Below are 26,432 nucleotides of genomic sequence, written 5' to 3'. Positions count from 1 at the left end.
CTTTTTTCTGAATTCTGTAGCCAGGAGTGGACAATGGGCCTTGCGCAATATGCCATCGTGCCGGTGCGGGACGAATGGGGCGTGCTGCATGACGGCGACGTCAAGAATACCTACGCCACCAAGGAAGCCGCGTTCGAGTCCGCAGTCGCCGCGGCCTCCCTGGCCCTTCGTGAGGGACATGAAGTCCAGGTCAGCGTGCCCGGGCGCGAGCCGGGAGGCAACGCGCTCGGCGTCCAGGACAACGCATAAGACAACGCTTGAGAAGGAAGCCGCGATGACCAAGCCCCGTGAACCCAACGGCGTCGAGCCATCGCGCTCCGAAGACGACATCCAGCGCGAGCAGCTCGGCCCGCGCGGGGTGCCGGGCGCGCCCGATCCGGCCAAGATGACGCCGCAGCGCGAGAAGAAGACGCCGAAGCACGTCGATCCCGGACACACGGCTTGAGGCGGGCGTGGCGGCCCTGGTCGATTTAAGCGATTGCTGCGATATCGGTCTTGGCAAAATCATCGCCGACATAGAGCAGTGCGCAGCCATGCTCCTTGGCGACATCGTAGGCGAAACAGTCGCCGAAGTTGAGGCCGGCAGGATGATTGCCTTTGCCCCAAAGCGAGTAGATCTGCGCCACGCGTTCGGCGGATGCCTGGGTCACCGAGATCACGTTCAGGCCGAGATGTGCAATCAGATTCTTCATCTCTTCGGACACGCCGCGGCGCGTAGCGACGATCAGGCTTTCGGCAGCGGTGGCGGCCGAGATCAGGATTTCGTCCGCAGTCTGAAGCGCAGCGATGCAGGCATCGGCTTGCGGCTCGTCGAGGACGATCGCCATGAGCGCCGACGTATCGACTGCGATCATTCCGGCAATCCATCGTTGCCGAAAAGAAAGTCCTGACTGCGCGCCGCATCCGGGCCGGGAAGAGCTTTGGCCGCGCCGCTCTTGCGGGCAGCCTCGAGCACCGCGCGGCGGGTCGCCGGATCGGCAGGACGCTTGATCGGAACGAGCCGCACCGCAGGATGTCCATGTCGCGTCAGGATCACCTCGTCGCCGGCTTCGGCACGACGGACAAGATCGGTCAGTTGCCCCTTGGCCTCGGTGACGGAGACCCGCATCGCATTGTCCCTCCTCGCGTTTCCATAAAATGGACCAGAGAGTGGTCCATGTCAATCAGCCCCTAGACCGCCGCTCTGCGAAGCAGGCGCCCATGGCATTCGGAACTGACATTCCTCGGTCCTGCGATCTCCCGCTAAGAGATTTGCGCTGGCGCAACCTGCGCCTGCCGGGCAGGCAACGTTTGGAATGCAGTTCTTGAAATCTGACGGCCGGCTGATCGGCGTCCTGATGGTGCTGGCGATCACGCAGCTCATTGGATGGGGGACGATCGGGCTTCCGCCCATCGTCGGCCGCGAGCTTGCCACCGACCTCGGCGTGAGCCTGCCGATGGTGTTTGCGGGCACCTCGACGCTGTATGTGACCATGGGGCTGTGCGCGCCCTGGCTCGCCAAGGCGTTTGCGCGGCATGGTGCGCGCAAGGTGATGATGGCGGGCACGATCGTGGCCGTGCCGGGCTACATCGTTCTGTCCCTTGCCCACGAGCCGATGCTCTATTTCGCGGCCTGGGTCGTCCTCGGCCTGGGCGGCAGCGCCACGCTCTCAACCGGGGCCTATATCATGCTCAACGAAGTGGCAGGCCCAAAGGCCAAGAGTGCGATCGGCGCGCTGATGCTGGTGACCGGACTGTCCGGCAGCATCTTCTGGCCGACCACCTCGTTCCTCAGCGGACAGTTCGGCTGGCGCGGAACGTGTCTGGTCTACGCCGCGATGTTGCTTCTCGTGTCGCTTCCGCTCTACGCCTTCGCAACGCCGCGCCGGGCGGTCGCGAAGGAGACAGGTGTGGCTCAAGCCAGGAAGGCCGATGCGCCGCCAATTCCGCGCAGCACGTTCGGCCTTGTCGTCGCCGCGATCACCCTCAACGCTTTCGTCTCGTTCGGTCTCAGCGCCATCTTTGTCGAATTGTTGCGGGTCGAGGGGCTGGCGCCGGCGCAAGCCATCGCCTTCGGCTCCATGCTCGGCGTGATTCAGGTCAGCGCGCGAGGGCTCGACTTCCTCGGCGGCGGGCGGTGGGACGGCATCACGACCGGGCTCGTTGCCGGCACCGCGCTCCCGGTCGCCATGCTGCTGCTGATGCTGAGCGAAGGGGCGACCTGGGCGGTCGCCGCCTTCATCCTGCTCTACGGCGCCGGCAGCGGCGCCATGGCGGTGGCGCGGGCGACGATTCCGCTGGTCTTCTATGACCAGGCCGAGTTCGCCAAGGCCTCCTCGATGATCGCGCTGCCGCTCAATCTGGCTTCCGCGCTCTCTCCACCTGTTTTGGCCGGTCTGCTCACCCACTTCGGCGGTCGCGGTGCGCTTGGCCTCGCCTTCGTCTTCTCCTGCGCGGCGGTGCTGATCCTGGTTCTGCTTGCTCGCCGGCGGCCGAGGTCGGCTGTTGCGGCCTGAGTCGATCGTCGCGGCGCGGAATTCGGCCGCGACGGCCCGAGGGTGGATGGCCGTATGAGCGGAGCGCAGTGCTCAGCGCGCGAAAATGGTGGTATCGGCAGGAAGCGCGGCCTCGCGATCCGCCGCCGCGCCAAGATCCAGTTCCCCGGAGGAAATCGACATGTCGGCCCTGCCGCTCTCAGGCATCAAGATCCTTGACCTCACGCGCGTGCTGGCCGGGCCGCTGTCGGCCCAGATGCTGGGCGATCTCGGCGCGGAGGTGATCAAGATCGAGCGGCCGGGCACCGGCGACGATGCGCGCGCCTTCGGGCCGCCCTACCTGAACGACCCCGAGGGCAAGGCCAACAACAACAATTCGTTCTATCTCTGCGCCAACCGCAACAAGAAGTCGGTCACCGTCAACATCGCCAAGCCCGAAGGGCAGGCGATCGTCCGCGAACTCGCCAAGGATGCCGACGTCTTCATGGAGAACTACAAGGTCGGCGATCTCAAGCGCTACGGCCTCGACTACGAGACCATCAAGGCGATCAACCCCGGCATCATCTATTGCTCGGTGACCGGCTTCGGTCAGACCGGGCCCTATGCGCCGCGCGCCGGCTACGACGCCATCCTGCAGGCGATGGGCGGGCTGATGAGCGTCACCGGCCATATCGACGGCGAGCCCGGCGAGGGCCCGATGAAGGTCGGCCCGTCGATCGTCGACTACATGACCGGCATGAACGCCTCGATCGGGATTCTCTCGGCGCTCTACCATCGCGATGCTAGTGGCGGGCAGGGACAGCACATCGACGTCTGCCTGTTCGACACCGTGATCGCATCGCTGTCGCACTGGCTGCAGATCTATCTCGTCAACGGCAAGGTCCCGCCGCGTCGTGGCACCTGGGGCAATGGCGGCATGCCCGCCGGCGTGTTCCGCTGCACCGACGGCGAGCTGATGGTCGTGGTCGGCAATGACGGCCAGTTTCAGCGCACCTGCGCCGTGCTCGGCGCGCCCGAGCTCGCAAGCGATCCGCGCTTCGTCAAGAACAACGACCGCGTCGTGCATGGCAAGGAGATCATGGCGATCTTCGCCGGCCTGTTCCTGAAGCAAAAGGTGGCCTACTGGCTGGAGAAGCTGGAGGAGGCCGGCGTGCCCTCGGGGCCGATCAACGATTTCGAGCAGGTGTTTTCCGATCCACACGTCCAGTCGCGCGGCATGCGGGTGAAGGTCAACCATCCCTTCGAGCCCGATCTGTCGCTGGTCCGCAACGCGCTGACGCTCTCGGAGACCCCGATCAAGGACTACCGCGCCCCGCCGCTTCTGGGCGAGCACACAAAGGAGGTGCTCGGCGGCAAGCTCGGGTACGATGCCGGGAAGATCGAGGAGTTGAAGAAGCAGGGGATCATCTGACGCTCTCTTCCGCGTCTTGCGGCCGAGCGGCCGGGATTCAAGCGCAGCGCGACTATTGCGACGGCCTTGGACGCGCGCGTCAGGCTTGGGGCTTGCGTGAAGCTTGCCCGCAATCCCCAGCTAATCCCGGTCCGTAGTCGCACAGGCTTCCGCTTTGCCTCCGACTCTGATTCGATCTCTCCGCGTGAGTTCCGGGAGGGAAGCGAATGTCCTATACGATCGGGTTTCAGGCCAAGGACCAGAAGGCCGTTCTGGCGACCGAGGCGGCCACCGCCAATCAGGCCGTCGCCATCATTGCCGCGCTGCGGCAAAGCGCCGACGAGATCAAGTTCATCCGCTCGCCGCAGGAAGGCGAGATGGGCATCGAGATGCTGCTGCTGCTCGCCAAGGAAGAGGCTGAGGAGATGCCGCAGCGGGCGTAGTTAACCAGCGCTTCGCTAAGACTTCGACTGCATCGCGCTGACGTGAAGCATCAGCGCGCATCCCGCGCCAGCGCGCGCGCCGGCGCCTTCGTCTCGGCGTTTCCCGCCGTCAGCGCCATCGTCGCCACGCTGACGACGCGCGCGACCACGTCCTCGACGTCGTCGAGATCGCATTTGCCTTCCGACAGCTTGGTCAGCCGCTCGCTCTCGCGGATGGTGTGATGCGCCATCGCGAGCGCGAAGTTGAGGCCCCAATAGATGTCGACGTCGCTGCGGTCGGGCAGGGACCGCCGCATCGCGCCGGCGAATTTGCGCAAATGGTCGATCTCGCGGTTCTTGATGCGCCGGATCGGCGGCACGGATTCGATCGAGGCGCGGATCATGAAGCGCGCCGCGGTGGAGCGCTGGTTCTCGGGGCCGAGGCAGCCGCGCAGCGGCGGCCCGACCAGCGCGCGCAGGATCGCCTCGATCGGCGCGCGCCCGCCGCCTTGCTCCTCGGCATCCTTCAGCTGGCGCAGGCGCTCGCGATTGGTGGCGATCGAGCGCGTGACAAACAATTCCGCGATCAGCTCGTCCTTCGAGCCGAAATGATAGTTCACCGCGGCGAGGTTGACGCCCGCCTCCGCGACGATGTCGCGCAGCGTCACGTCGCCGAAGCCGCGATCGGCGTAGAGCCGTTCGGCGGCAGCGAGAATGGCGGACCTCGTATGATCGCTGGCCATGGATGCCCTCGGGGAGGGGAGTTGCAATTCAAACACTTGTATGAAACTATCGTTTGAAGGCCGGGAAAAGTCAATCCGCAATCGGGACTCGTTCGCAACTGCGGCCGGGTTTGCCAGGTCCGCAAGGACGCGCATTCGCGCTTGCGGACCGCGCAAGGCGGGAGGACAGTTCGGCGCAAAAGCATTAGCGAAAGAGAGGAGCGTCCCATGGACTTCGATATGTCGCCCAAGCAGAAGGAATGGCTCGACCGCGTGCGGTCCTTCATGACCAAGCACGTGCGCCCGGCGGTGCCGATCTATGACCAGCAGGATCACGCCGGCGAGCGCTGGAAGGTGATTCCGATCCTGGAGGACCTCAAGAAGAAGGCGAAGGCCGAGGGACTCTGGAACATGTTCATGCCGCCGAGCGAGCATGAGGACGACGAATTCCGCGGCGCGGGACTGACCAATCTCGAATACGCGCTGCTGTCGGAAGAGATGGGCCGCATCACCTGGGCCTCGGAAGTGTTCAACTGTTCCGCGCCCGACACCGGCAACATGGAAGTGTTCATCCGCTACGGCTCCAAGGAGCAGAAGCGGAAATGGCTGCGCCCGCTGATGGACGGTGAGATCCGCTCCGCCTTCCTGATGACGGAACCGGCGGTCGCCTCGTCCGACGCCACCAACATCGAGACCCGCATCGAGCGCGACGGCGACCATTACGTCATCAACGGCCGCAAATGGTGGTCGTCCGGCGTCGGCGATCCCCGCTGCAAGATCGCGATCCTGATGGGCAAGACCGATTTCAAGGCGGCCAAGCACCAGCAGCAGTCGCAGATCCTGGTTCCGCTCGACACGCCAGGCATCAAGGTCGAGAAGATGCTGCCGGTGTTCGGCTTCGACGACGCGCCGCACGGCCATGCCCAGGTGCTGCTCGAGAACGTGCGGGTGCCGAAGGAGAACATCCTGCTCGGCGAAGGCCGCGGCTTCGAGATCGCGCAGGGCCGTCTCGGTCCGGGCCGTATCCATCACTGCATGCGCACCATCGGCAAGGCCGAGGAGGCGCTGGAGAAGATGGTGAAGCGGCTCGCCTCGCGCACCGCGTTCGGCAAGAGGATCGTCGAGCACAGCGTGTGGGAGCAGCGCATCGGCGAGGCCCGCACCAACATCGAGATGACGCGTCTTCTGTGCCTCAAGGCCGCCGACATGATGGACAAGGTCGGCAACAAGACCGCGCAGGCCGAGATCGCCATGATCAAGGTCGCCGCGCCCAACATGGCGCTGAAGATCATCGACGAGGCGATCCAGGCCTTTGGCGGCGCCGGCGTCTCGGACGAAGCGGGCCTTGCCAAGGACTACGCCCACATTCGCACGCTCCGTCTCGCCGACGGTCCGGACGAGGTGCATAACCGCGCCATTGCCAGGCTCGAACTTCGGAAGTATGCAAACTCTCCAAGTCATTAAAGAGGGAGGGCCTGCGGCGCTCCCGACCTGAAGAAACCGCAGGGCATGATCCGGTGACCGCTTGACGCAAGTGCGTCAGCGGTTACCGACTAGGATCATGCTCGACCTGAAATGGTCAGGACTGAAGAGGGAGCGTCATCGTGGCTGACGGCGTCAGGAAAGACGAAGAGTTCTCGGGCACCAAGCCGGTCGAGGAGCGGCATCGTATCGACGAGATGCGGCTCGAAGCCTGGATGCGCGACAATGTCGATGGCTATGAGGGCCCGCTGGTCGTCTTGCAATTCAAGGGCGGCCAATCCAACCCGACCTATCGCCTCGACACGCCCAAGCGTTCCTACGTGATGCGGCGCAAGCCGTTCGGCAAGCTGCTGCCCTCGGCGCATGCGGTCGACCGCGAATATCGCGTCATCGCGGCCCTCGGGAAACAAGGTTTCCCGGTCGCGCGCGCCTATGCGCTGTGCCAGGACGACAGCGTCATCGGCGCGGCCTTCTACATCATGTCGATGGAGGAGGGCCGCGTGTTCTGGGATCCGACGCTGCCGAGCCAAGAGCCGGATGCGCGCCGAAAGATCTTCACCAGCAAGATCGAGACGCTGGCGAAGCTCCACATGTTCGACCCCGATGCCATCGGGCTCGGCGACTTCGGCAAGCCTGGCAATTATTTCGCGCGCCAGATCGACCGCTGGACCAAGCAATATCGCGCCTCCGAGACCCAGCACATTCCGGAGTTCGAGAAGGTCGCCGCATGGCTGCCGAAGACGGTGCCTGAGCAGGCGCGCGTCTCCATCGTCCATGGCGATTATCGTCTCGACAACATGATTTTCCACGCGACGGAACCGCGCGTGCAGGCCGTGCTGGACTGGGAGCTGTCGACGCTCGGCGATCCCATGGCCGACTTCACCTATCTCTTGATGCAATGGATCATGCCGGGCCTCGAGGGCGCCGACCTCAAGGCGCTCAACATTCCGAGCGTGGAGGAGGCGGCGCAGATCTATTGCAACGTTACGAAGATGACGGTGCCCGATCTCAACTGGTACTTCGCCTACAATCTGTTCCGCCTCGCCGGCATCACCCAAGGCATCGCCGGCCGCGTCCGCGACGGCACCGCCGCCAACGCCAAGGCGCTCGAATCCGCCAAGCGCACCGTGCCGCTGTCGCAGGCGTCATGGGAGTACGCGCAGAAGGCGGGCGCGGTGTAGCGACAACGAAGGCGCGGTCGATGTCCGCGCCTTTTTTGCTTTGGTGCGCCGCTGCTCCATACGCCGTCATTGCGAGCGCAGCGAAGCAATCCAGAATCTCTCCAGGACGGTAGTCCGGATTGCTTCGTCGCTACGCTCCTCGCAATGACGGGAGGCGGGTCGCGAGCCCATCAGTTTACGTAGAGACGGACGCATGATCGACCAGACCACCCTCATCACCTACGTCCTCATTGTCCTCGGCTTCGTCTTTATTCCGGGGCCAGCAACGCTGCTGACAATGGCGCGGGCGGCAAGTTCGGGAACGAAGGTCGGCATCGCGACGGGCGCGGGGATTGCTGCCGGCGACTTGATCCACACCAGCATGGCGATCGTAGGCCTATCGGCGATCATCGCGACATCCGCGCTGCTGTTCAGCATCGTCAAATATGCCGGCGCCGCGTTCCTGATCTATCTCGGCATTCGCGCCATGCTCGACAGGTCCCCGGTCGAGTTGAACGGCGCCGCGGCCGCGATCGGCGCAGGCCGTGCCTTCCGCCAGGCGGTGCTGACCGAAGTGCTCAATCCCAAGACAGCGCTGTTCTTCCTGGCGTTCCTGCCGCAATTCGTGAAGCCGGAGCACGGTTCGACCGCGCTTCAACTTGCCATTCTCGGTGTCGTCTTCGTGCTGCTTGGTCTCGTCAGCACCGTGGTGTTCGCCGTCGGCGCCGGCCGTCTCGGTAGCCTATTGCGCCGCCATCCGGCGGTGGTGAAGTGGCAGGGCAAGGTGGTCGGCGCCATCTACTGCGCCGTCGGTGTGCGGCTGGCGCTGCAGGAGCGGTGAGGCGTAGCGCGCGCCGTGAGCCCGGACCGTAGGGCGGATTAGCGTAGCGTAATCCGCCGTTCACACCACCCGAGAGACGTGGCGGATTACGCCCACGACTGCGCTTCGCGCAGCCGCTGGCTAATCCGCCCTACGTTCTCAATTCTCTGCACAATGCGCGATCAGCCTCTCCACGAACCCCGCGCATTTCTCCAGCTCGGCCATCTCCACGAACTCATCGGGCGTATGCGCCTGCGCGATCGCGCCCGGACCGATCACCACCGAGGGGATGTCGGCGATGCTGGCGAACAGGCTCGCTTCGGTGCCGAAGGCGACCTTGGCGTGGTCGTTGCGGCCTGCGAGGCTCTTGGCCAGCGTGACGATGGCGGCGTCGGCTTCGGTGTCGAGGGCGGGATAGTCGAGGATCTCCTCGAAATCGATGCCGCAGTCCGGATGTCTCGCTTTCATCGCGGGCTCGATCTCGGCCTTGGCCCAGGCGACGATCGCGTCGGTCACCTCCTTGGACTCGGTGATGCCGATGCCGCGGCATTCGAAATCGACCGTGCAGGTATCAGGCACGATGTTCAGCGCCGCGCCGGCGTGCACGATGCTGGTGAGCAGCGTCGAATGCGGGACGTCGTAGAGGCTGTCCGTCGATCGCACGGCCGCGAGTGCCACGGCGCGGCGGCGGATCTCGACGATCAGCTCGGCGGCGTATTCGATTGCATTGACGCCGTCGGGCGCGATTGAGGAATGGCGCGCGAGCCCGCGGAACGTCGCGCGCACGCCGTGCTTGCCCTTGTGGCCGATGATGACCTGCATCTGGGTCGGCTCGCCGATGAAGGCACCGAGCGGCCGGACCCTCTTCTTCGCGACCTCGTGTAGCATCGGCCGCACGCCGACGCAGCCGATCTCCTCGTCATAGGAGATCGCCAGATGAATTGGCGTCTTGAGTCTCGCCTCCATCATCTCCGGCACCATGGCAAGGCACACCGCGACATAGCCCTTCATGTCGGTGGTGCCGCGGCCGTAGAGCTTGCCGTCGCGCTCCACCAGCTTGAACGGATCATGGCTCCAGTCCTGGCCCACCACAGGCACCACATCGGTATGGCCCGACAGCACGAACCCCGGCCGATCCTCCGGCCCGATCGTGACCCAGAGCGAAGCCTTCTCGCCGGTCTCGTCGACGATGCGCTCGCCCTTGATGCCGAACGAAGCGAGGTAGCTTTCGATATGGGCAATCAGGGGCAGGTTGGTGCGGTCGCTGACGGTGTCGAACGAAACGAGGTCGGCGAGGAGCTTTCGGATACGGTCGGGTCTTGAGCTTGGCATTGTCTCGGTCTGTTGGAGAGCAGGAAGGCTGAGCTGCCTGCAGGAACCATACCAACGTGGCGGCCGGTCGGGCAAATCAACACAGCAGCCGTCATTCCGGGGCGATGCGCAGCATCGAGCTATGGTGCGCAATTGCGCACCTGAGAATCCATTGGGCGGCATCGCGTGCAGTGAAATGGATTCCGCGTTCGCGACTTCGTCGCGCCCCGGAATGACGAGGGACGACCTACCAAACCTAGCGTTGCCTGTCGGGCAAAACACCCAAATGGTCGGTCAATCAATGCGGGTAAAAATATTCCACTTTACCGAAATTCGGAAATCTCGTATGCATTGCGCAACCCGGCCCAAGGAAGAGGGGCGTATCGCGATCGTCACGAACGCGGGCCGGACGGCGGTGGACGCGAGCCACATCGGCGCGGAAAGCTTCGCAGGGCGGGTAACCGTGAGCGAAGACCTTGCGTCAACGACGGGTGCGGTTCGCGTACGGCAAAATCGTGTGGTCCTGACGCCCGAGGTCTGTGCGCCAAGGCTTGCGGTGACGTTGCGCCCGACCGGGCTCGCAGCGTCAGCCATCCGCAAGGCGACGGGGGCAATAGTGCATCGCTCCCCGAGGAGCAACTGTGCTGAAATAGACCGCCGATCAGCCGGCCTCAAGGCTGGCGCGAAGACGCGCCCCCGCCTTCGGCGGCTGACGGCCTTGACCCCGTCCGCTCGCCGGTCTGTCGGCTTGGCATGCGCTCGGTCCGGGACCGAGCGCATGGAGGCGCGCTCGATCAGTTCACCGCAACGCATAGCGGGCGGGATCCCATTTCTCGCCGCGTGCAATCATCGTGTTGAGAATGACGATCAGCTTGCGCATGCAGGCAATCACTGCAACCTTCTTCAGCTTTCCCTTGGCGATCAGCCTTTCATAGTAGGCCTTGAGCACCGGGTTGCTCTGGGTGGCTGCGCCGATACAGGGCATGTAGAGGGCGTTGCGGACCCAGCGCCGACCGCCCTTGATGTGGCGCTCACCACGCCGTTTGCCGCTGTCGTCGTCATAAGGAGCGGCTCCCAACAACGCGGCAGCGACCTCCTCGCGCACTGTCCCGAGCTCTGGGAGGCCCGCAAGGAGGACCGCAGAGGCCACATCGCCGAGACCCGGCACGCTCTCGATGATCTCGGCGCGTTTGGCAAATGCCGGTGTGGCCTTGATCGTGGCGGTGATGGCGTCCTCGATCTTGGCCGTCTCGATGTCGAGGCCCTTCAAGACGCGAGCGTGGGCTTTCTGAACCGCTCCCGGCACCGCATGTTCGTTCTGGCTTTGCAGGCGGATCCTCAGATCAACCAGGGCTTTGCGCGCTTTGACTAGTGTCGCCAGCTCGTCGCGTGCGGCATCGTGGATCTGGTCCAATACTTCGTCGAACGTCTCGGCGAACCAGGCGATCATCTCCGCGTCGATCGTATCGTTCTTGGCGAGCCGTCCGGCCGATCGGGCGAAGCTGCGCACGCGCTTGGGATCGACAATCCGCACCTCGATGCCAGCCTGACGCAGCACCCTGGCCCAGTCCCGCTCATAGCCGCCGGATGCCTCCATCACCGCCTTGGCTACTTTGTGCTTGCGCAGCCAGGCCACCAGTTGGCGGTGCCCCGCTGCGGTGCTCGGGAACGTTTGCCGTTGCGACAACGGGCGGATGCATGCATCCACCTTGCCCTTGGCCACATCGATACCGACGACAATGCGATCGTTTTGTGCCATCATCCACTCCCTTCCTTGCTCGTCCGGGCTCGAAGCCCATGCAACTGTTCGGGTTGAGGAAGACACACCGGATCTGTCCCTAGCTCCCCGTCAGGCTCCCAGGCCTTTGAGCACGAACGGGCTCAGATCTAGCGACGGGCGGTTGGTGAGAACCGCCCGTTCGCGCATTCTGGCAGATTTTGCGGACACAAGAGCGCGACATAAGCCGTAAAGCCACTGCGCAGGGAACAGCAAAGAGACAATAGCCCAGTAAATTCAAGGTCATACTTTCGCAGTGTCTACATTTGTGTCCCGATCCGCCGAGGCAATAAGCTGTGCAAAAATCTTCTATGGGGGTGGTTGCAACTACACTTCGTTTCTTCTCCGTGGTTGTAGTCGCACGCGGTCTGCTCACCCCGATGGAGCCAGCTCTTGGTCGAGCAACGCGCACGGAAATGCGCGGAGGAAATCATTGCGTTTCGTTGAACAAGGAGCGGATGTTCCCGACGAGCTAATCCGAGCAGTTACCGATGGAAACGCAACGTTCCTCTGCGGTGCTGGCGTCTCGTTTCGCGTCAAACTGCCGTCGTTTAAGCAACTGACAGAACGCGTCTACGCCCGGCTTGGAGAAGCGCCGGACGACGAACCCGCCGAACGCAACGCCATCAAGAGCGAAGAGTACGACCGCGCCTTGCGTTCGCTAGAAAAGCGTACTCACAGTCCGGGAACGCCGTCGCGCGTTCGTGAGGCGGTTGCCCAAGAGCTATACCCACCGGCGGTCCCATTTCCTGACCACCTAGCGTTGCTTGAGCTGTCACGGGATCGCGATGGCCGTCCACGATTGCTCACGACGAATTTTGATACTCTTTTCGAACGAGCTGCGCACGACGCAGGAATGCTTAACGTGCCCAGTTATGCGGGCGTATCGATGCCACGGGCAGGCGGCGACCGCGATCACGGCATTTTGCATCTGCATGGGCGCATCGCCGACGCTACCTTGAGTTTGGGGCTCACAGACTTGGTTCTGACGAGCGCTGACTTTGGCGAGGCATATCTGCGAAGCGGTTGGGCGTCGCGCTATATTGAAGACCGCATGCGCCTCGGCACGCTGGTCCTAGTGGGTTACGGAGCTGAAGACGCTGCGATGCGTTTGCTGCTCGAAACGCTCGACGCTGACCGCGACCGCTTTCGCGACCTGCACGATATTTATGCATTTGAGCTTGGAACTCCAATATCGGCTTCGATATGGAAATCAAAGGGTATCAAGCCGATCGAGTTTAACAGCTACGACGCCATCTACGACACGCTCGCGGAATTTGCGCGGTACGCCAAGCACCCGGCCGATTACCGACGAGAGCGCCTTGGACAAATTTTAGGAACCGGATCGGTGGCGACTCATGATTGAGGATGTAAAATCGGCCTCGCTAAATAGGAAGACACCTTCCGACGCAACTCCGTTCGAGCGCGAGCAATTGCGCTTCTTCCTTTCAAGCGGAGATCTCGCCGCGACGCTCTCTGAGTTCAATCCTTCGCTCGCATGGCTGCCTTATCTGTCGGAAATGAAGCTTATTCAGAGTGAAAGGCAGCTAATTGCATGGATCGAGCGAAATTTCTTTGACGTAGATGCAGTGCGCGATGTCGCCGCCAACATCCATTTCTTTGGACGAGAAACAGCAGACTTCCTTGAATTTCGCTTGAACGCCCATCGCGCTGATTTGCCGCCACTGCTGATGAAGAGCTGGTCCCTCGTCATTCGTCATATGCGCACCGCTAAGGCGGGCTTCGCTCAGAATGAGTGGTTCGAGATCGAGCCGCAGCTAAAGCGCGGAGACCATTCGGCTCATCTGCTTGAGCGGCTCGCTAACGCGCTGCGACCTAAGCTGAATGTTGGGAAACTTATTTCTTGGTTTGAGACTGGCAAAGATGAGGTGCCAGAACGTCCATCTGACCTGATGACGATCGACTATGAAGTTGATGATAACCTACAGGCGGATGACGTTCTCGCGGCGTGGCCCACAAACGCTGAGCCGGAAATCGATGAAATTCTGCTTGCCCAGCTTACCATTGCCCTGAGTGCAGCGTTAGCGGATGCAACAGACGCCGGCGTCGAGAGCAATCAAGGCTATAGCACATCGGATACCGACGTTCCTTCGGTCGCGAAGCATGGTCAGAACGAGTATCGCTCCGGCTTTCAAACTATCGTCCGGGTGATGGCCGAAATTTGGACACGGCTTGTAGAGAAGTCCAGCGGCAAAGCACTTGTCATTGCAGAGCGTTGGAGCAACAGCCCGTTTCGCCTTGTACGACGGCTAGCGATGTTTGCATTCGCAGACTCGGCTGTCCCGGTCGATGTCGTGGCGAAATTTCTGATTGACGTGCCGCTTGGAGAACTCTTTGTTACGAATTCCAGTGTTGAGGCGTATCGCCTGATCCGCGCGCGCTGGCGCGATTTCACGCAAGAGCAGCAGCAACAAATTGTTCTGCGGATATGCGAAGGCCCGCCACGCAGCTGGTTTCGGGAAAGCGCCGATGTTGATCGTCATATCGACCGGAGCCGCTTTGATATGCTCTCCGACATGGTCCGTGATGGCATCGATATTGGACATCAAGCGGCGCAAGTGCTGGCTGAAATCCGCAGTCGCTGGCCGAATTGGGAGCAAAAGCCAGCGGAACAAGCCGGATTTCACGTTTGGGTGGGAAGTGACGATGGCGAACTTAGCGATGACCCCGATAAGCTGAAGGATATCGCGGACAGCGAACTTGTTGCGGAGGCGAAGAAAATCGCCGCGTCTGCGGGGTTCATGGAGGGCGATAGTTGGCACGGTCTCTGTCTCAGTGACCCGGACCGGGCTTTACGGGGGCTAGAAGCGGCCGCCAAGAACGGAGACTGGCCGAAGGACTATTGGGAACAATTGCTCTGGTCCCGCAAAGATTATCGCAACAGCGTGACTGAACCGAAAATCGCAGAGCGGCTCTTGGAATGGCCAGCCGCTACATTCGGTGCCGTTGCACCAGCAGCTTCCGCTTGGCTTGAAGCCCACGCGAAGACCCTTTCAGAGACGTTGTTGTGGCGGCTCTGGGACCGCATCGCCGACGCCACGTTGATCGAGACATCGGAGCCAGCGGATGCGTGACGTATTCACCGATGCAATCAATTCTCCGCCCGGACGGCTTGCTGAATTGATGCTCCATAAGCTTACGAAGGGGCATGGAAGTGAGCTTTCGGATGACGTTCGCCTACGACTTGATCGGCTAATCGATGCACCCGGTAAAGCCGGCTTGCTCGGGCGGGTCCGTCTCGCCCGTGATTTGCCCTTCCTGTTCGAACATGCTCCGAATTGGACAACGTCCCGGCTTGTCCCACTTTTTGACTGGGCCTCGCCTGACGCGGCCAGCGTTTGGTCGGCTCGCAAATACTCAAATTACATTGGCTCGCCGAAGCTATTCGACCTGACTAAGCAATCCTTTTTACAGATGTTTAGTCGTGACGAAATGACGGCGGAAGACCTCGAAAGGTTCGCGGAATGGCTGACTACGATATTGATTGTCAATCATACTAAGGCTGCTGGCTATCCATTGCTTGAGACCGAGGCGAGATCGGCTCTACGGAAGGCGGGCGGTAGAACACTGAGCAGCGTGGGCCATCGCTTAGCTGTTGAAATGCAGGGGGCCAAGTCGGAAGAAAAGATCAACCGTTGGCAGAATGTCGTCGGGCCGGTTTTTCGAGGGATTTGGCCGCTCGATGTCGAGTTGCAGACACCAGCAGCGACCTTCAATCTTGTGCGAATATTGCTTGCAACCGGCGACGCTTTTGCGGAAGCGGCTGACGCTATCATTCCATTCATTCAGCCCGACGAGTCGCGTTCGCAGTCTAGTATTTTCTCGATAGCACGGGCTGACGAAGCGCTCTACAAGGCCGCTCCATCTAAGTTGCTAGACTTGCTGGCCGCTGTCGTTGGTGATGCGCCGCTGGGAAGTATTTATGCGCTTAGAGAAGTTCTCTCGCGATTGCGGTCGATTGCTCCTGTTCTCGCGGACAGTAGAAAATTTCAGAAGCTTTTGTCGTTGGCTTCGCAACATTAAGGAGCGTGTGGGCCAGTTTGATTGTGACTAAGAAGCCATCAACGTAGGCATGTTTCGGACGATAGTCTCAGAGGGTTACCATTCCAGCGCATTTGCCATCACATCGTGAAACGACAGAGGTCGGCGCGGTGGCCGGAGAACAGCTAGGCATGATTATAACGATTGATGATTTTGGCCGGATCGCTCTCGACAGGCTGATGACTGCCGCGGCTGCGGATATCGCAAAGGCCGTACAACCCATCTATTTCGCAACGAATGGAGGCAGAGCGGAACACCTCGGGTCGTGCGTTCTCGTGCACTATAAGTCTCGCCACCTGCTCTTTACTGCTGCGCATGTCATCGATGCAAATAGGCTTAGCTCCCTCTACATACCTGTTCAGGGAAAGTTAGAGCAGAAACTGGAGGGAGCCGGGCTCGCCACCGTAGCGCCCTCCGGTCTGCGCGACCGCGACAATTTCGATTTTGCGATCGTGGAGCTTCCTCCTCGTTTCGTAGAGGCTCTTGGAACTGTTCGTTATGTTCAGGAAAATGAACTGCAAACTGAAGTTTCCGCCGGCCGACTGTGCATGGCATTCGGATATCCGAACTCTCGCAACAAAAGGATCAACCACTGGCAAAGGAAAGTTGTTTCACAGCGGTTTGCCTACGGCGGGTCCTTCTTTGTGCCCCCACCAAGGGATGCCACGTCTAACGGCATCGAAAGCCACCTTTGTCGGGTCAAGTATGAAAAACGATCCCGCACTCTAGACGGTGACGTTGTCAACTCAATCGATCCAAAAGGACTGAGTGGTGGTGCCATGTTCGACCTTGGCAGAACGATCGCGGCGTCTCCTGACTGGAGAGAGGGCACGAAGCTTGCAGGTATACTGTTCGCACGACGGCGCAACGAGAGGGCTCTTGTCGCCACGAACATTAGCACGATGCTTGGCTCCCTAGTCTGATCACCGAAGAAGCTTCCAACCAAACCCATCGCCCCGCCATGTTAGCTCAAAGTTGCATGTGGCTTCTTTGCGCTTCCGGTTGCACGGCGGCATATCACCCCGAACTTCAATGAAAAGCTTTAGCGGCGTTTGTCCCTGCTGACCCTCGACTACGCGCTTGTCAAATGCTGTTTGATCAAGCTCCTTTTTCCAAGGCGATCCGGCCGACTGCTCTGAATATGCATAAAAATCACATCCGCCGGTGGAGCATGCACCGTTTCCGCGAAACGAACATATCTTGCTGGGGTCGAAAATGGCCAACCGTTTGCCGTCTCCTCTCTCATAGACGGAGATCGTCTTCTCCAGATCGCCACCACTTTGGTCGGCACCGGCCCCTTTGCACTCACTAGCAACGTCATTCGCGATCTTTCTAACCTCAGACGGCAGGTCGGATATTTTGACCTTCGTCGCCGGGCGCGAGGTTTCGGATGCGTCCTTGCATGGAAATTTGTCCTTGAACGCGAGCATGAGGGCTTCCGCAGCAGGCAGGTCGCGCGCATCTTGGTGTGCCATCATGTAGTCCAAGAATATCACGCTCATGTCCTTGACCGTCATGCCCGATGGACAGAATGTGCGCGTTCCTTGCATGAATGCTATTCGCGCGTCATCCCATCCGTTGATATAGGCGTTGCAGAACTTTGCGTACTCCTCCGACTTCTTGTCTCTCTTAGCCCCCGGAACATTGCCCGCACAAGCCAGCGCAAGGGCGGCTCCGGGCATATCGCTCGCGCACGCGGGAGTGCTGATTGCCGCGAGCGCTATCACAAGCGCCAGCCGCAGTACTGTGCAGGGATTTCTCAATAGGTGGTGCATGTCCATCGATGGTGTTAGCTCGCGCTCGCCCTTGAGGCGCTTTTGGCCTGCTGGCGATTTTGTTGGTGGTTGCTGTAGGGCAGCGCAATCGGCTCAGAGGCGGAGCCCAAAGCCGAAAGCGGAAGTCCTTTGTGGACACCGTCTATAAGGACCCAAGACGCCCAATGCTGAATTCGGCGCCTACGCTACTTGTGTGTCCCGTACTGGTTCCCAGTGCTCGGGTTCGAATAGCTGCCCCCCTTGTGGGACGATCCCGATCCGCCCGTGTAGGAGCCCCCGTGGCTCGAAGTGTGGGAGCCACCTCCATAGGACGTGCGGCCACCGCTGCCGCCCCGAGCTTCAGCAAAGGTCGTTGAACACATCAGTGCTACGGCGAGTATCACTAGTTTCTTCAAAACACCTCTCCTTGACCGTCCAATTGAGATAGGACTTCATGCTTAGACGTGGCCCCGATTGACAAGTCGGAACTCATTCGTACGCACACAACTAAGGTCTATGCGCCGTCAGGCTATGGCTTTGTTGAAATCGCGTGCAAGTTGCGCTCTTATTTGTCAGAGCTTGGGAAAGAATGCGATGCGCAAATTGGGCGTTGCGGTGCTTTGCGCCGCGTTGGGCGGCTGTGTAGCGAACAGCGAAACGGTCCAATTTCGACCATCAAATCCACAGCAGCAAGCGCTAATGCGAGACGGGCAAGCAGCTCTTGTCTCTCGTCAGAAGAGTTCGCTCGTGCTGGTGCGCCCTGCATCGCGCCAAGTGCGGGTAAATGGACGGCCTGTCTTCGTGGTCGCGATCAACAATCTGAGCAAAGCCCCCGTAGATTTCCGGGTAGCCCAAGTCGAAGCTACTCAGCATGTGGCTGGGTCGGACTACGGCATGCAGGTGGTGACCTACGAAATGTTGGTTCAGGAAGAAAAGAACCGGCAAGTCGCTGCGGCCGTTTTTACAGGCTTGGCGGCCGCAGGAAACGCCTATAGTGCGTCTCAGGCCGGTTACGGCCACTACACGACGCCAAACGGCCGAACGGGCACGTTCTACAGCCCTACTGCCGCTACTATCGCCCAGAGCAATGCGACTGCGCAGAATGAGGCTATGATCGCCGCTACCGTCGAGACTGGGCAGCGTAACATGGCCGTCCTTGAGCAGTCCGTTATCAAGGACAACACGCTCATGTCCGGCGAGTGGTATGGCGGGCAACTGCATCTCGCGCCCCCGGTTGCGAGCGATGCTGGCGGACCAAAGACCTACACCATCGTTATTACTGTTGGAACAGATCGGCACGTGATCGACATCGCGCAAGGACCGGCCGCTTAGATCCGTCCTACCGAAAGTACCGACGAGTACCGGAGCCATGCGGGGCAGAGCTGTCATCCTGCTTCTGAGCATAACGACATCGCAGTCTATTCGATGGGCCGCCACGATGCGCCGTCTACTGGATCATCCGCGCTGGTCGTCGCACCAAGCTTGCCAAGCTCCGCGAGACCGATGGCCTTCGCGGATCGTCCGCTCGTTGCTCGCCACCCCGATCCTGAAGCCACGCCAAACGCCAAGCCGCCAGCGGCTGCGACGCCCGGCAGCCGCCCCAGCCCTGCACCTCAGCCTCCGCCACAGGACACGAAACACAAGGCAGAGATCGCGCTGACCGCGGCGACCATTGCCGCGATCCTCATTCAGGCAAGCAGAAACCAGTATCACGCCACAGGTCATCCTTGTGCATGTCCGGACGATCTGATGAGAAATGGGAGGCGCTGCGGCGGGAACAGCGCGCATTCACGAGCCGGAGGAGCTGCGCCGCTTTGCTACCCGCGCGATGTCTCCGCAGACATGATCGAGGCGTATAGAAAGCGAATAGCTGATCGATAACATGAAGTGAGCTAGCAGATGTCTTTGCAGGAAATGTTGCGACGCGTTTTGACCGAATACCCCGACGCAGTCAAAACCCCGTTAGAAGGCAATCCAATGGCTCGCTATGTCGGGCATGGACTTCAAACAGTTTTTACCGAACGGCCATTCCCGAAATTTCTATTCCAATTAGCAATCTGCACGGACCATCTTGCGCTGAGCGTTCGCAATTCAAGAAATAACGCATCGCTGCCGCCATCTTCGATTTCATACTCGATAACGGGTCGGGTCTCTCTAACATGACGCACCATGGCATCTGACCAAAAATTGTAGCAGACACCTTCGTCAAAGATGTTGTTCTTGATCCCCACTGCTACAAGCTCGTGAACGTTTAGATAGCGCAAGATCTTCTTGTAGTCCTTCTCCGTTTCTGGATCATCAATGAACGTTTTGATGTCTCTCCCGCCCGCGGTATGGGCCTTGAAGCTCTTAAGCGCCTTCTCAAAGTCCGCATACGCTTCGAGCATGTTGTGATCGAGATCGGTCTTTAGGAAGAAATCGATAGCCGCTCGCTTGCGAGCGATGCTCTTCTGAGCAGAGATTGCGGCCACTGCAATGATCGCGGCGACAGAAGCTACCACTGGCGTAAACAATGGGGCAAATCGCAAAAGGTGATCTGTCGTAGGTTCGGGTGAGTATATCAGCGGCAATGCTACGAAAATCCATATCGAGAGGACCACCAAGCTAACGATGGCGATTTTTGAGTCCGAGCCTTTCACTTCCGAAATCTCCACTGGAAAATGTCTGTTGAAGCGCAACCATTAGGTGAACGCAAGGGGTGACGTCGCGCGCGCCCCACCCGTAAATTTCCCAAGTGTTGGCTGTTAGGCTCGCTGGTTAAGTGGCGCAGGTTGAGCGCCGCACATGAGAACACCGAAACCAAAGCAATGGTCTGAGCAGGAAGTCCGCCGATTAATCAAGCTCGTTCGGCAGGGAGCGGGCACGTCGGAGATCGCCGCCGAGCTGGGTCGTCATGCCGGTTCAGTGAGGCGAATGGCACGGTCGATGGGCCTCTTGTTGAAGAAATAGCCGCCCGGAGATTGCAAAGTGGGTCATGTTTCTCTGCATGCAGCCCCATCACGCACCCGTAATTCTACGGACATTGCATATTTATCCTACTTCGTCTCTACTTCAGATTGTTTTAATGACCATCCAATTTTTAGACGGGGCGCCAATGAGCGTCAAAGCCATGATGGCAACTATTCTCCAAGACCAGCTGACATCACGCGGCATAAGCTCGCTCTCACGATCCGACTACGAGAAGATCGTAGAATTGCTGATTGAGCAGCTTAGACGTTTGGAGGTTAGCTTAGCAGCGACCGAGATAGTGGCGCCATCGGACCGATGATAGAGCTAGTCGAGTTTTGGAGGAGATGCGATTTGAAATCGCCTCCGTATGTTCACACCGAAGATTTGCCATTCATTGATGCGGCTAACACTGCTCGCAAGATCATTCTGCAAAGCCATCGCTCCTTTGTAAATCACTCAAGTTTTGGCGACTTTGGCGATAGGGCGCTTCATTTGGGGCTTTTGCCGGTCCCGTATCAGGGCAATCTTTCGCGAGCGGATATCTTCATCGTCGTGCTCAATCCGGGGCTTGGCTTGAGCGACTATCAGACAGGCGAGGACGCCGGTCACGTGCAACAGTTGCGCAGCATCATCCATCAACAATTTGGAAAAGTGAGATACCCCTTCCTTTCCTTAAACCCTGAGTATGCGTGGACCGGAGGTTTTCAATGGTGGGAGCAGAAGCTGCGTAGGGTCATCCAAAAACTCGCGGCGGAATATTGTGAAGGTAACTATGCTGCTGCTCTATTTCTCCTGTCGCAGCGATTGGCGGCAATCGAGGTCTTCCCCTATCGTTCCAGAACATTCGGCGCGGGACACTTACGGTCGATGCTTCCATCTGTACGAGTGGCGAAAGAATTTGTGCAAAGCCTAGTTCCTCGCGCACGAAGAGAAGAAGTGACTATCGTGGTTTCGCGTGGGATCAAGGCGATTGGATTGGAGGATCACAAGCTCGCGAACTATGACGCGAGGTTAGCGCGCGGGGCCTCTCTTGGCCCGGAGACGCTAGGCGGAAATGCAATTCTAGATGCTTTCAGAGCAAGGCCGCCAGCAGTCTGAGGGCGCGTTCCAGAAGGAAGCAAGTAGGACGCGTGCCGGGATCGCGCCGTTATGACTAATCGATCGTCGATGTGCAAAGACTGCCCGATCTCCGAGCGGAAAAACAGCTATCTCACTTGGGAGAAATCCGCCATGCGGCTTCCCGATGAAGTCCTCAAATGCGTGGCGTTCCTTGGCCGCAAGGAGATGGACCCGAAAACAGGGCTCATATCCGTAGTGTACGGGGGTACAGGCTTTTTTGTCGGTATCCGCAGCGACATTCCCGGCGCAGACATCGTCTTCCTTGTCACCGCCGCTCATGTAGCCAAAAGAGTTGAAGACGGCGAATTTTGCATCCGCTGCAATGATAAAAATGGGAAGGCCAAGGAGTACTGGTTGGACGCAGGACTTGACGTACATTGGTGGACCCACCCCGAGGACCCCACCGTGGATGTTGCTGTTCTGCCGTGGTCGCCGCCGCCCGAGGAGATAGATTTCCGCTATGTCCCCGAGAACATGTTCTTGCCTCGCGAGACCATGTTGGCGAAAGGAATTGGAATTGGAGACGAAGTATATGTCGTCGGCCTCTTCAGGCTTGTCACAGGCAAGGACAGCAACCAAGTTGTTACGCGTATGGGAAGCCTGTCAATGGTTTCCACGGAGCGCATTCCCAGCGCAAACTGGCATGCCGCTGGAATTGAAGGATTTCTCGTCGAGTTGCGCTCTATTGGCGGACTAAGTGGCTCTCCGGTGTTCATACAGCGCTCCATCGAGGTGCAGCCAACTGAGGATACAGGTCGCAAGCCGCTGGCAGCGGGTGCAGTGTTTTGGCTTGGGCTTATGCACGGCCACTGGGATGTACAAGAGAGCCAAGTAGATGGATTGGCTAGCGATGCTTGGGGGAAAGGACACGGTCACGTAAATACTGGGATGGCGATAGTCGTGCCGTACGACAAAATCATGGAGGTCATAAAGCAAGAAGAATTGCGATATTGGGCCGAAGCCGCGATGCAGGAATTTCGTACACACAATCAGCAGATACTTCAGGGCGGCAGCCCCGCAGGGACTGCCGTGACTGAAGGGCATGAAAGATTGGCGACATACGGCCTCACATCGGTCGCGTCTCGAATTGTTTCACCATCCTCGGGCACGGTCACACCGGTCTTCGATTTCCTCAAGGAGAGACGGAGCTAAGATACGATGTCCTACGGCCGAAGCGGCTCACAAGTATTCCGAAAGTGCTCCGCGCCAACTTCGGCTTTGCACCAATGCTCTCGACGCTTTTTCTCGATCGCCATCGCCTTGCGCGTCACCACATCAGAAATGATCTCATCAATCTCGCGTCCATCAAGCGTTCGCCTGATGCGCAGAGCTGCTGATAACACAATCAGCACGTCGCCGTGAGGCGCCAAGAGATCACGGGCAACGATATCGCAGTGCGCGAGAAACGTCTCAACTGCCTCATCGCTAGAGCAGATCAGCAATGCAAGCTCACGGGACTGCCGAAGATCGTCAACGGGCTGGCAGGGCTCACCTTCCAGCAGCAGGCGCTCGGCCGCACGACCGGCGACAAACTCGATGCATTTGGCGTAGACGCTGCCAAAGACATCAGCCATTGGCCGGCGGTCTTCGCCAGCTTTCGGCATCATAGGACTGATCACAGCCCGAACATCGGCTGCATCGGCACCACCATCGCTGAAAGCCTGTGAACGACCAGCCCCCCAGCACAAACCTTCGGAACCAAGGCTCGGGTCCGGGTTCACCGTGACGCCGCCAACTTCGTAACCGAGCAAGCGCGCGCAGACCGCATGACCAGCCTCATGCACAGCGATCCGCTGATCCTGCTCCTCAGTGCGGCCAATCGCGGTGAGCAATTCCTCATATTCGTCGGGCGGCTCATGGGGGCCGCCGCCAAACGCAGGAACGACCTTTTCGGCGTCGGCGACGGCCCCTGTTTCGGGAGAACAGGCCGCGTACTCAGCAGAACCGTCCTCGACCGAACAACCATTAGACATGACCAATAACCTTCAACTGCCGCACAACCATACGTGCGCGGATAGCGGCAACTTGCGGGTCGGCAAGTTGGGGCATGGCGCGCGCGATCATCTCGGCAACGCGGGTCGGAACAGCGCTCTTGTTCTGGGGATCGACAATCCAGCCATCAACGCGTGAGACAATTTGGTGCGGCTCCCAGCCGGGCGGTGCTATTTTCATGAGCGAGCTACTTCCTAGCCGACGAGAAATTTCGGTTTGGTCGATGCCACCTCAGGTAGGGGCAACTTGGCCGGAGCAGTGCCCGCAAGCACAGCGTCAGCATGCGCGCGCAGCATCGTGCTGACCAGTTCGACCGCCTGCGGCACCTCCGTAAGGCAAACCTTCGCAAAATTGTTGACGCCCAGCGCCTCGAAAACGATCGGCATGGCCCGATGGGTCTGTTCGGACAGGCGCTCAGCCACGCCATTGAACTCCACGCTAATCTCGCCCAGCTTGCGAGCGAGCAGTTCAATTTCCGCAGCCGTCTCGGACCGGAGCTTGCGGTCCGCCATCTCGGCCTTAGCCTGCTCGAAGTCGGCGATCTGCTGATCGATCTCAGAAAGCGCGCTCCGCAGCGTGACGGCGAGATCCTGAGCAGCGCGAAGAGAGGTCTGGGCCGCATCCAGACCTGCATCGTCGCCGGACAGCGCGCAGTCTTTGGCAGACGCCAGATGACGGGTGACCGCCTGATCGCACTCAGCAAGCCGGGCGGACACACGCTCGCGATTGGCATTAGCCGCATCGATATCGCGTTGCACCGCTTTCTCGGGGTTAGATGATTTGAAAAATGCCACTAGTGTAGCTCCTTCTGTTGAAGCTAGTGTAGGAGTGTGCGGGCCACGTCGCACCCATTGAAAACCAAATTATTACAAACGGGCGGCAGCCATAACTATCGATCTGAAACGGCCGCCAGACACTGACAGAGGATTTGATCCGATGATCGACTATGCATCGGCGGGCAGCCAGCGCTGGCTACAGATTGCAGTGAATAGGAACCCTGAAGTGTTGGAAACCGCGTTGCGGTTAAGTGGTGCCATTGGACCAACCGCTTCAGTCGTTTGGGCATCTCCCCTACGAGACGACGACTTTCGCGAATATCGCGATATGGCAGCCCTTACCAAAGCGGGGATCGATAGCCTCAAGAAGCCGCTTGCAGAGTTCTGGCCTGCGCGCGGGCCGGTTTGGGACGCGATTGGCGTGAGCACCGAGCGAACTCCGGTTTTTGTCGAGGCCAAAGCTCACATTCCCGAAGCAGCATCACCGGCGACCATGGCATCACCACAGTCGTTCGAGCTAATCGAGAAGAGCCTCAGCGAAGCGCGAAAGTTCTATGCACCCAACGCGAGCGCGATTTGGACTAATGTGTTTTATCAATATGCCAACCGGCTCGCTCACCATTACTTCCTGACACGGTTCAACGGCTTGAAGAGCAGCTTGGTGTTCCTGTACTTCGTGAATGCTATGGATATGCAAGGTCCCGTGACAGAAGAAGAATGGCATGGTGCTATTCGACTTATTCATGCCGTTCTGGGGCTGCCAAAGGACCTGCGGTCGCGCGGTGTATTCGACGCGTTTGTGGACGTTAAGCGGCTTCGGCACGGCGCGGGTAGCCAACCCCTCTACTGATACTAAGGGCCGGGGCAGCCATTCAGGATGGCTGCAATGTCCCCTGTTGATGCGGCAGCGGACCAAAGCCGAGTGGCGGCAATGGGGCTTGTGACCCATCTCGACCATTCTGCTCTTAAGGCCGCTAGGGGCAACAAGCTCGTTGAATTGCCGCACGCACTGCGCGGCAAGATGCTAAGCTCACCACAAAATAGCGTGGCCCGTACGGGGGGGGACACATGCGACGGCGGGAATTCATCGGATGTCTCGGCGCTTTTGGCGCCACAGTAGGATCGACCGTGTTAGGTCGGGGCTCCAGCGCGCAGTCTGCGCGAAAACGTCCGCTCATCGCATGGGCAGGAGCCCCACCTCCGGGAGTAACGTTGCCCAAATTTATGGTGGAATTGGTGTTCGGCAATTTTGTAAAGGGGCTGTCTGAGTTTGGTTACGAGCAAGGCCGTAACATCGATATTATCCGGCGAACGAACATTTTCCCGGATCGGGTACCATCGATTGAGGAGATGGTGACTTTGCTAAAACCCGATATCATCGCTGTGCCCGCAACGCTGGAAGCCGTCGCTGCTCGCAAGGCAACATCGACAATACCGATTGTCTGTCCTGCGCTTGCCGATGCGGTCCATCTAGGCTTGATCGCCAGCGAAGCTAGACCGGGCGGAAATGTAACGGGCATTGAGCCCTACATCACGGGTTTGCCGACCAAACAAATTGAACTCGCACGGGAAATCGCGCCGAAGGCGCGGCGGATCGGACTGCTGACCAACATGAACGATCCGAAGGGGCCGCCCCAAATTGGGGATTTGAGGGCCGCCTGTGAGGCTTTGAGCCTCAGCGTGGTCGAAGCAAACGCCAGCGCGGCGAAGGATATCCCGAATGCGCTCGCAGCACTGGTGAACGAAAAGGTCGATGTCGCTGTCATCCTCCAGACTAACCTGCTTCTCAACATGAGCGAGCAAATCGGCCCTATCGCGCTTGAAATGCGGTTGCCGACCGTCTTTGGGTACCGCGAACATGTTATTCACGGCGGCCTTGTGAGCTATGGCGTTGACTTGCGCTCGTGCTATCGCCGCGCTGGCTATTTTGTGGACAAGATCCTTCGAGGAGCCCACCCGGGCGATCTCCCCATCGAATTTCCGAGCAAGCTGTGGCTGGCAGTCAACCTCAAAACGGCAAAGGCTCTCGACGTGGCTGTACCGGCAGGGCTCCTTACCCGCACTGACGAAGTGATCGAGTGAGGAAGGCATACTTCTGCGGCTCAGACTGGCGGAGGTCCGCTCTTCGTAGCGAACCCGACCAGATTTGCTCAACCTGAGTTCGTCGCATTTTGACGTTGCGGACCAAAGGCAACTTGCGTGGTGCTCAAAACTACTCAAGA

28 protein-coding genes are annotated in these 26,432 nt (G+C 59.7%); 18 read left to right on the top strand and 10 right to left on the bottom strand.

Annotation, left to right across the window (positions count from 1 at the left end; translation table 11 throughout):
* Positions 1–33: 33 nt before the first annotated feature.
* Both BDOA9_RS26990 and BDOA9_RS39060 read left to right on the top strand, forming a co-directional pair.
* A complete protein-coding gene (locus BDOA9_RS26990) occupies positions 34–249 on the top strand; it encodes a hypothetical protein (protein WP_025037063.1) in 216 nt (71 codons plus the stop codon).
* 25 nt (positions 250–274) lie between these two features.
* Positions 275–445, top strand: a complete 171-nt coding sequence (locus tag BDOA9_RS39060; protein ID WP_192859617.1) for a hypothetical protein — start codon at positions 275–277, stop codon at positions 443–445.
* Positions 446–470: 25 nt separating this feature from the next.
* On the opposite strand, the gene BDOA9_RS26985 is transcribed toward BDOA9_RS39060, so the two are convergent.
* Together BDOA9_RS26985 and BDOA9_RS26980 are read right to left on the bottom strand one after the other, a co-directional pair.
* A complete protein-coding gene (locus BDOA9_RS26985; protein ID WP_025037062.1) occupies positions 471–854 on the bottom strand; it encodes a type II toxin-antitoxin system VapC family toxin in 384 nt (127 codons plus the stop codon).
* A complete protein-coding gene (locus BDOA9_RS26980) occupies positions 851–1,108 on the bottom strand; it encodes a type II toxin-antitoxin system Phd/YefM family antitoxin (protein WP_025037061.1) in 258 nt (85 codons plus the stop codon). The genes BDOA9_RS26985 and BDOA9_RS26980 overlap by 4 nt, the downstream gene beginning before the upstream one ends.
* A gap of 187 nt (positions 1,109–1,295) precedes the next feature.
* Here BDOA9_RS26980 and BDOA9_RS26975 point away from each other — a divergent pair, with 187 nt between their 5' ends.
* From BDOA9_RS26975 to BDOA9_RS26965, 3 genes are all read left to right on the top strand, one after another.
* Complete coding sequence (locus BDOA9_RS26975; protein ID WP_025037060.1) at positions 1,296–2,495, top strand: MFS transporter; 1,200 nt, start codon at positions 1,296–1,298, stop codon at positions 2,493–2,495.
* 160 nt (positions 2,496–2,655) lie between these two features.
* On the top strand, positions 2,656–3,885 hold the full coding sequence (locus BDOA9_RS26970; RefSeq protein ID WP_025037059.1) for a CaiB/BaiF CoA transferase family protein: 1,230 nt from the start codon (positions 2,656–2,658) through the stop codon (positions 3,883–3,885).
* Positions 3,886–4,091: 206 nt separating this feature from the next.
* The gene (locus BDOA9_RS26965) at positions 4,092–4,307 is read left to right on the top strand and encodes a hypothetical protein (protein WP_025037058.1); all 216 of its coding nucleotides are present in this window, start codon (positions 4,092–4,094) and stop codon (positions 4,305–4,307) included.
* A gap of 50 nt (positions 4,308–4,357) precedes the next feature.
* On the opposite strand, the gene BDOA9_RS26960 is transcribed toward BDOA9_RS26965, so the two are convergent.
* Positions 4,358–5,029: a TetR/AcrR family transcriptional regulator gene (locus BDOA9_RS26960; protein ID WP_025037057.1), complete on the bottom strand. Its 672-nt coding sequence runs from the start codon at positions 5,027–5,029 to the stop codon at positions 4,358–4,360.
* Positions 5,030–5,236: 207 nt separating this feature from the next.
* Between BDOA9_RS26960 and BDOA9_RS26955 the strand changes: the two genes are divergently transcribed.
* The 3 genes from BDOA9_RS26955 to BDOA9_RS26945 all read left to right on the top strand — a co-directional run bounded on the left by BDOA9_RS26955 (position 5,237) and on the right by BDOA9_RS26945 (position 8,491).
* Positions 5,237–6,472, top strand: a complete 1,236-nt coding sequence (locus BDOA9_RS26955; RefSeq protein WP_025037056.1) for an acyl-CoA dehydrogenase family protein — start codon at positions 5,237–5,239, stop codon at positions 6,470–6,472.
* Positions 6,473–6,612: 140 nt separating this feature from the next.
* Positions 6,613–7,671, top strand: coding sequence for a phosphotransferase family protein (locus tag BDOA9_RS26950; protein ID WP_025037055.1), 1,059 nt, complete (start codon positions 6,613–6,615; stop codon positions 7,669–7,671).
* 193 nt (positions 7,672–7,864) lie between these two features.
* Entirely contained in the window at positions 7,865–8,491 is a 627-nt protein-coding gene (locus BDOA9_RS26945) for a LysE family translocator (protein ID WP_025037054.1), read from the top strand.
* Positions 8,492–8,629: 138 nt separating this feature from the next.
* Here the strand turns inward: BDOA9_RS26945 and argE are convergent, their stop codons facing one another.
* Both argE and BDOA9_RS26935 read right to left on the bottom strand, forming a co-directional pair.
* Positions 8,630–9,802, bottom strand: coding sequence for an acetylornithine deacetylase (argE, locus tag BDOA9_RS26940; protein WP_025037053.1), 1,173 nt, complete (start codon positions 9,800–9,802; stop codon positions 8,630–8,632).
* Positions 9,803–10,580: 778 nt separating this feature from the next.
* Positions 10,581–11,543, bottom strand: a complete 963-nt coding sequence (locus BDOA9_RS26935; RefSeq protein ID WP_152033316.1) for an IS110 family transposase — start codon at positions 11,541–11,543, stop codon at positions 10,581–10,583.
* Between the two features lie 448 nt (positions 11,544–11,991).
* On the opposite strand from BDOA9_RS26935, the gene BDOA9_RS36920 reads away from it, so the two are divergent.
* The 4 genes from BDOA9_RS36920 (at position 11,992) to BDOA9_RS26915 (ending at position 16,543) form a co-directional block, all read left to right on the top strand.
* Positions 11,992–12,924, top strand: a complete 933-nt coding sequence (locus BDOA9_RS36920; RefSeq protein ID WP_192859616.1) for an SIR2 family protein — start codon at positions 11,992–11,994, stop codon at positions 12,922–12,924.
* The gene (locus tag BDOA9_RS26925; protein WP_025037051.1) at positions 12,917–14,653 is read left to right on the top strand and encodes a hypothetical protein; all 1,737 of its coding nucleotides are present in this window, start codon (positions 12,917–12,919) and stop codon (positions 14,651–14,653) included. Before BDOA9_RS36920 ends, BDOA9_RS26925 begins: the two co-directional genes overlap by 8 nt.
* Positions 14,646–15,602 carry a hypothetical protein gene (locus tag BDOA9_RS26920; RefSeq protein ID WP_025037050.1) on the top strand — a complete coding sequence of 319 codons (957 nt, stop codon included), beginning with the start codon at positions 14,646–14,648 and terminating at the stop codon, positions 15,600–15,602. The genes BDOA9_RS26925 and BDOA9_RS26920 overlap by 8 nt, the downstream gene beginning before the upstream one ends.
* Positions 15,603–15,751: 149 nt before the next feature.
* Entirely contained in the window at positions 15,752–16,543 is a 792-nt protein-coding gene (locus tag BDOA9_RS26915) for a trypsin-like peptidase domain-containing protein (protein WP_042336788.1), read from the top strand.
* Here BDOA9_RS26915 and BDOA9_RS26910 read toward each other — a convergent pair whose 3' ends face one another.
* Complete coding sequence (locus tag BDOA9_RS26910) at positions 16,544–17,401, bottom strand: Rap1a/Tai family immunity protein (RefSeq protein ID WP_042336787.1); 858 nt, start codon at positions 17,399–17,401, stop codon at positions 16,544–16,546.
* A gap of 567 nt (positions 17,402–17,968) precedes the next feature.
* Here BDOA9_RS26910 and BDOA9_RS38215 point away from each other — a divergent pair.
* A complete protein-coding gene (locus BDOA9_RS38215; protein ID WP_152033489.1) occupies positions 17,969–18,706 on the top strand; it encodes a hypothetical protein in 738 nt (245 codons plus the stop codon).
* Positions 18,707–19,377: 671 nt separating this feature from the next.
* On the opposite strand, the gene BDOA9_RS26900 is transcribed toward BDOA9_RS38215, so the two are convergent.
* Complete coding sequence (locus BDOA9_RS26900) at positions 19,378–20,013, bottom strand: DUF4760 domain-containing protein (RefSeq protein WP_192859615.1); 636 nt, start codon at positions 20,011–20,013, stop codon at positions 19,378–19,380.
* A gap of 145 nt (positions 20,014–20,158) precedes the next feature.
* Here BDOA9_RS26900 and BDOA9_RS40140 point away from each other — a divergent pair, with 145 nt between their 5' ends.
* The 3 genes from BDOA9_RS40140 (at position 20,159) to BDOA9_RS26885 (ending at position 22,594) form a co-directional block, all read left to right on the top strand.
* Positions 20,159–20,323 (top strand): helix-turn-helix domain-containing protein, encoded by a 165-nt coding sequence (locus BDOA9_RS40140; protein WP_445291814.1) that lies wholly within the window; start codon positions 20,159–20,161, stop codon positions 20,321–20,323.
* Positions 20,324–20,674: 351 nt separating this feature from the next.
* Complete coding sequence (locus tag BDOA9_RS38205; protein ID WP_152033488.1) at positions 20,675–21,421, top strand: hypothetical protein; 747 nt, start codon at positions 20,675–20,677, stop codon at positions 21,419–21,421.
* Between the two features lie 132 nt (positions 21,422–21,553).
* The gene (locus BDOA9_RS26885) at positions 21,554–22,594 is read left to right on the top strand and encodes a hypothetical protein (protein WP_152033487.1); all 1,041 of its coding nucleotides are present in this window, start codon (positions 21,554–21,556) and stop codon (positions 22,592–22,594) included.
* Between the two features lie 11 nt (positions 22,595–22,605).
* Here the strand turns inward: BDOA9_RS26885 and BDOA9_RS26880 are convergent, their stop codons facing one another.
* Genes BDOA9_RS26880 through BDOA9_RS26870 form a run of 3 tightly spaced genes read right to left on the bottom strand, consistent with a single transcriptional unit; the run spans position 22,606 to position 24,228 of the window.
* Positions 22,606–23,415, bottom strand: coding sequence for a hypothetical protein (locus tag BDOA9_RS26880; RefSeq protein ID WP_025037043.1), 810 nt, complete (start codon positions 23,413–23,415; stop codon positions 22,606–22,608).
* Positions 23,408–23,614: a hypothetical protein gene (locus BDOA9_RS26875; RefSeq protein ID WP_025037042.1), complete on the bottom strand. Its 207-nt coding sequence runs from the start codon at positions 23,612–23,614 to the stop codon at positions 23,408–23,410. The genes BDOA9_RS26880 and BDOA9_RS26875 overlap by 8 nt, the downstream gene beginning before the upstream one ends.
* Positions 23,615–23,628: 14 nt before the next feature.
* A complete protein-coding gene (locus tag BDOA9_RS26870; RefSeq protein WP_152033486.1) occupies positions 23,629–24,228 on the bottom strand; it encodes a hypothetical protein in 600 nt (199 codons plus the stop codon).
* 142 nt (positions 24,229–24,370) lie between these two features.
* On the opposite strand from BDOA9_RS26870, the gene BDOA9_RS26865 reads away from it, so the two are divergent.
* Both BDOA9_RS26865 and BDOA9_RS26860 read left to right on the top strand, forming a co-directional pair.
* The gene (locus tag BDOA9_RS26865; protein ID WP_152033485.1) at positions 24,371–25,060 is read left to right on the top strand and encodes a hypothetical protein; all 690 of its coding nucleotides are present in this window, start codon (positions 24,371–24,373) and stop codon (positions 25,058–25,060) included.
* Between the two features lie 362 nt (positions 25,061–25,422).
* Positions 25,423–26,292 carry an ABC transporter substrate-binding protein gene (locus BDOA9_RS26860; RefSeq protein WP_025037039.1) on the top strand — a complete coding sequence of 290 codons (870 nt, stop codon included), beginning with the start codon at positions 25,423–25,425 and terminating at the stop codon, positions 26,290–26,292.
* Positions 26,293–26,432 lie beyond the last annotated feature (140 nt).

Source organism: Bradyrhizobium sp. DOA9 (assembly GCF_000617845.2).
Lineage (GTDB): Bacteria > Pseudomonadota > Alphaproteobacteria > Rhizobiales > Xanthobacteraceae > Bradyrhizobium.
Note: the sequence above shows the minus strand (reverse complement) of the source record. Positions and strands in the feature narration are given on the sequence as shown.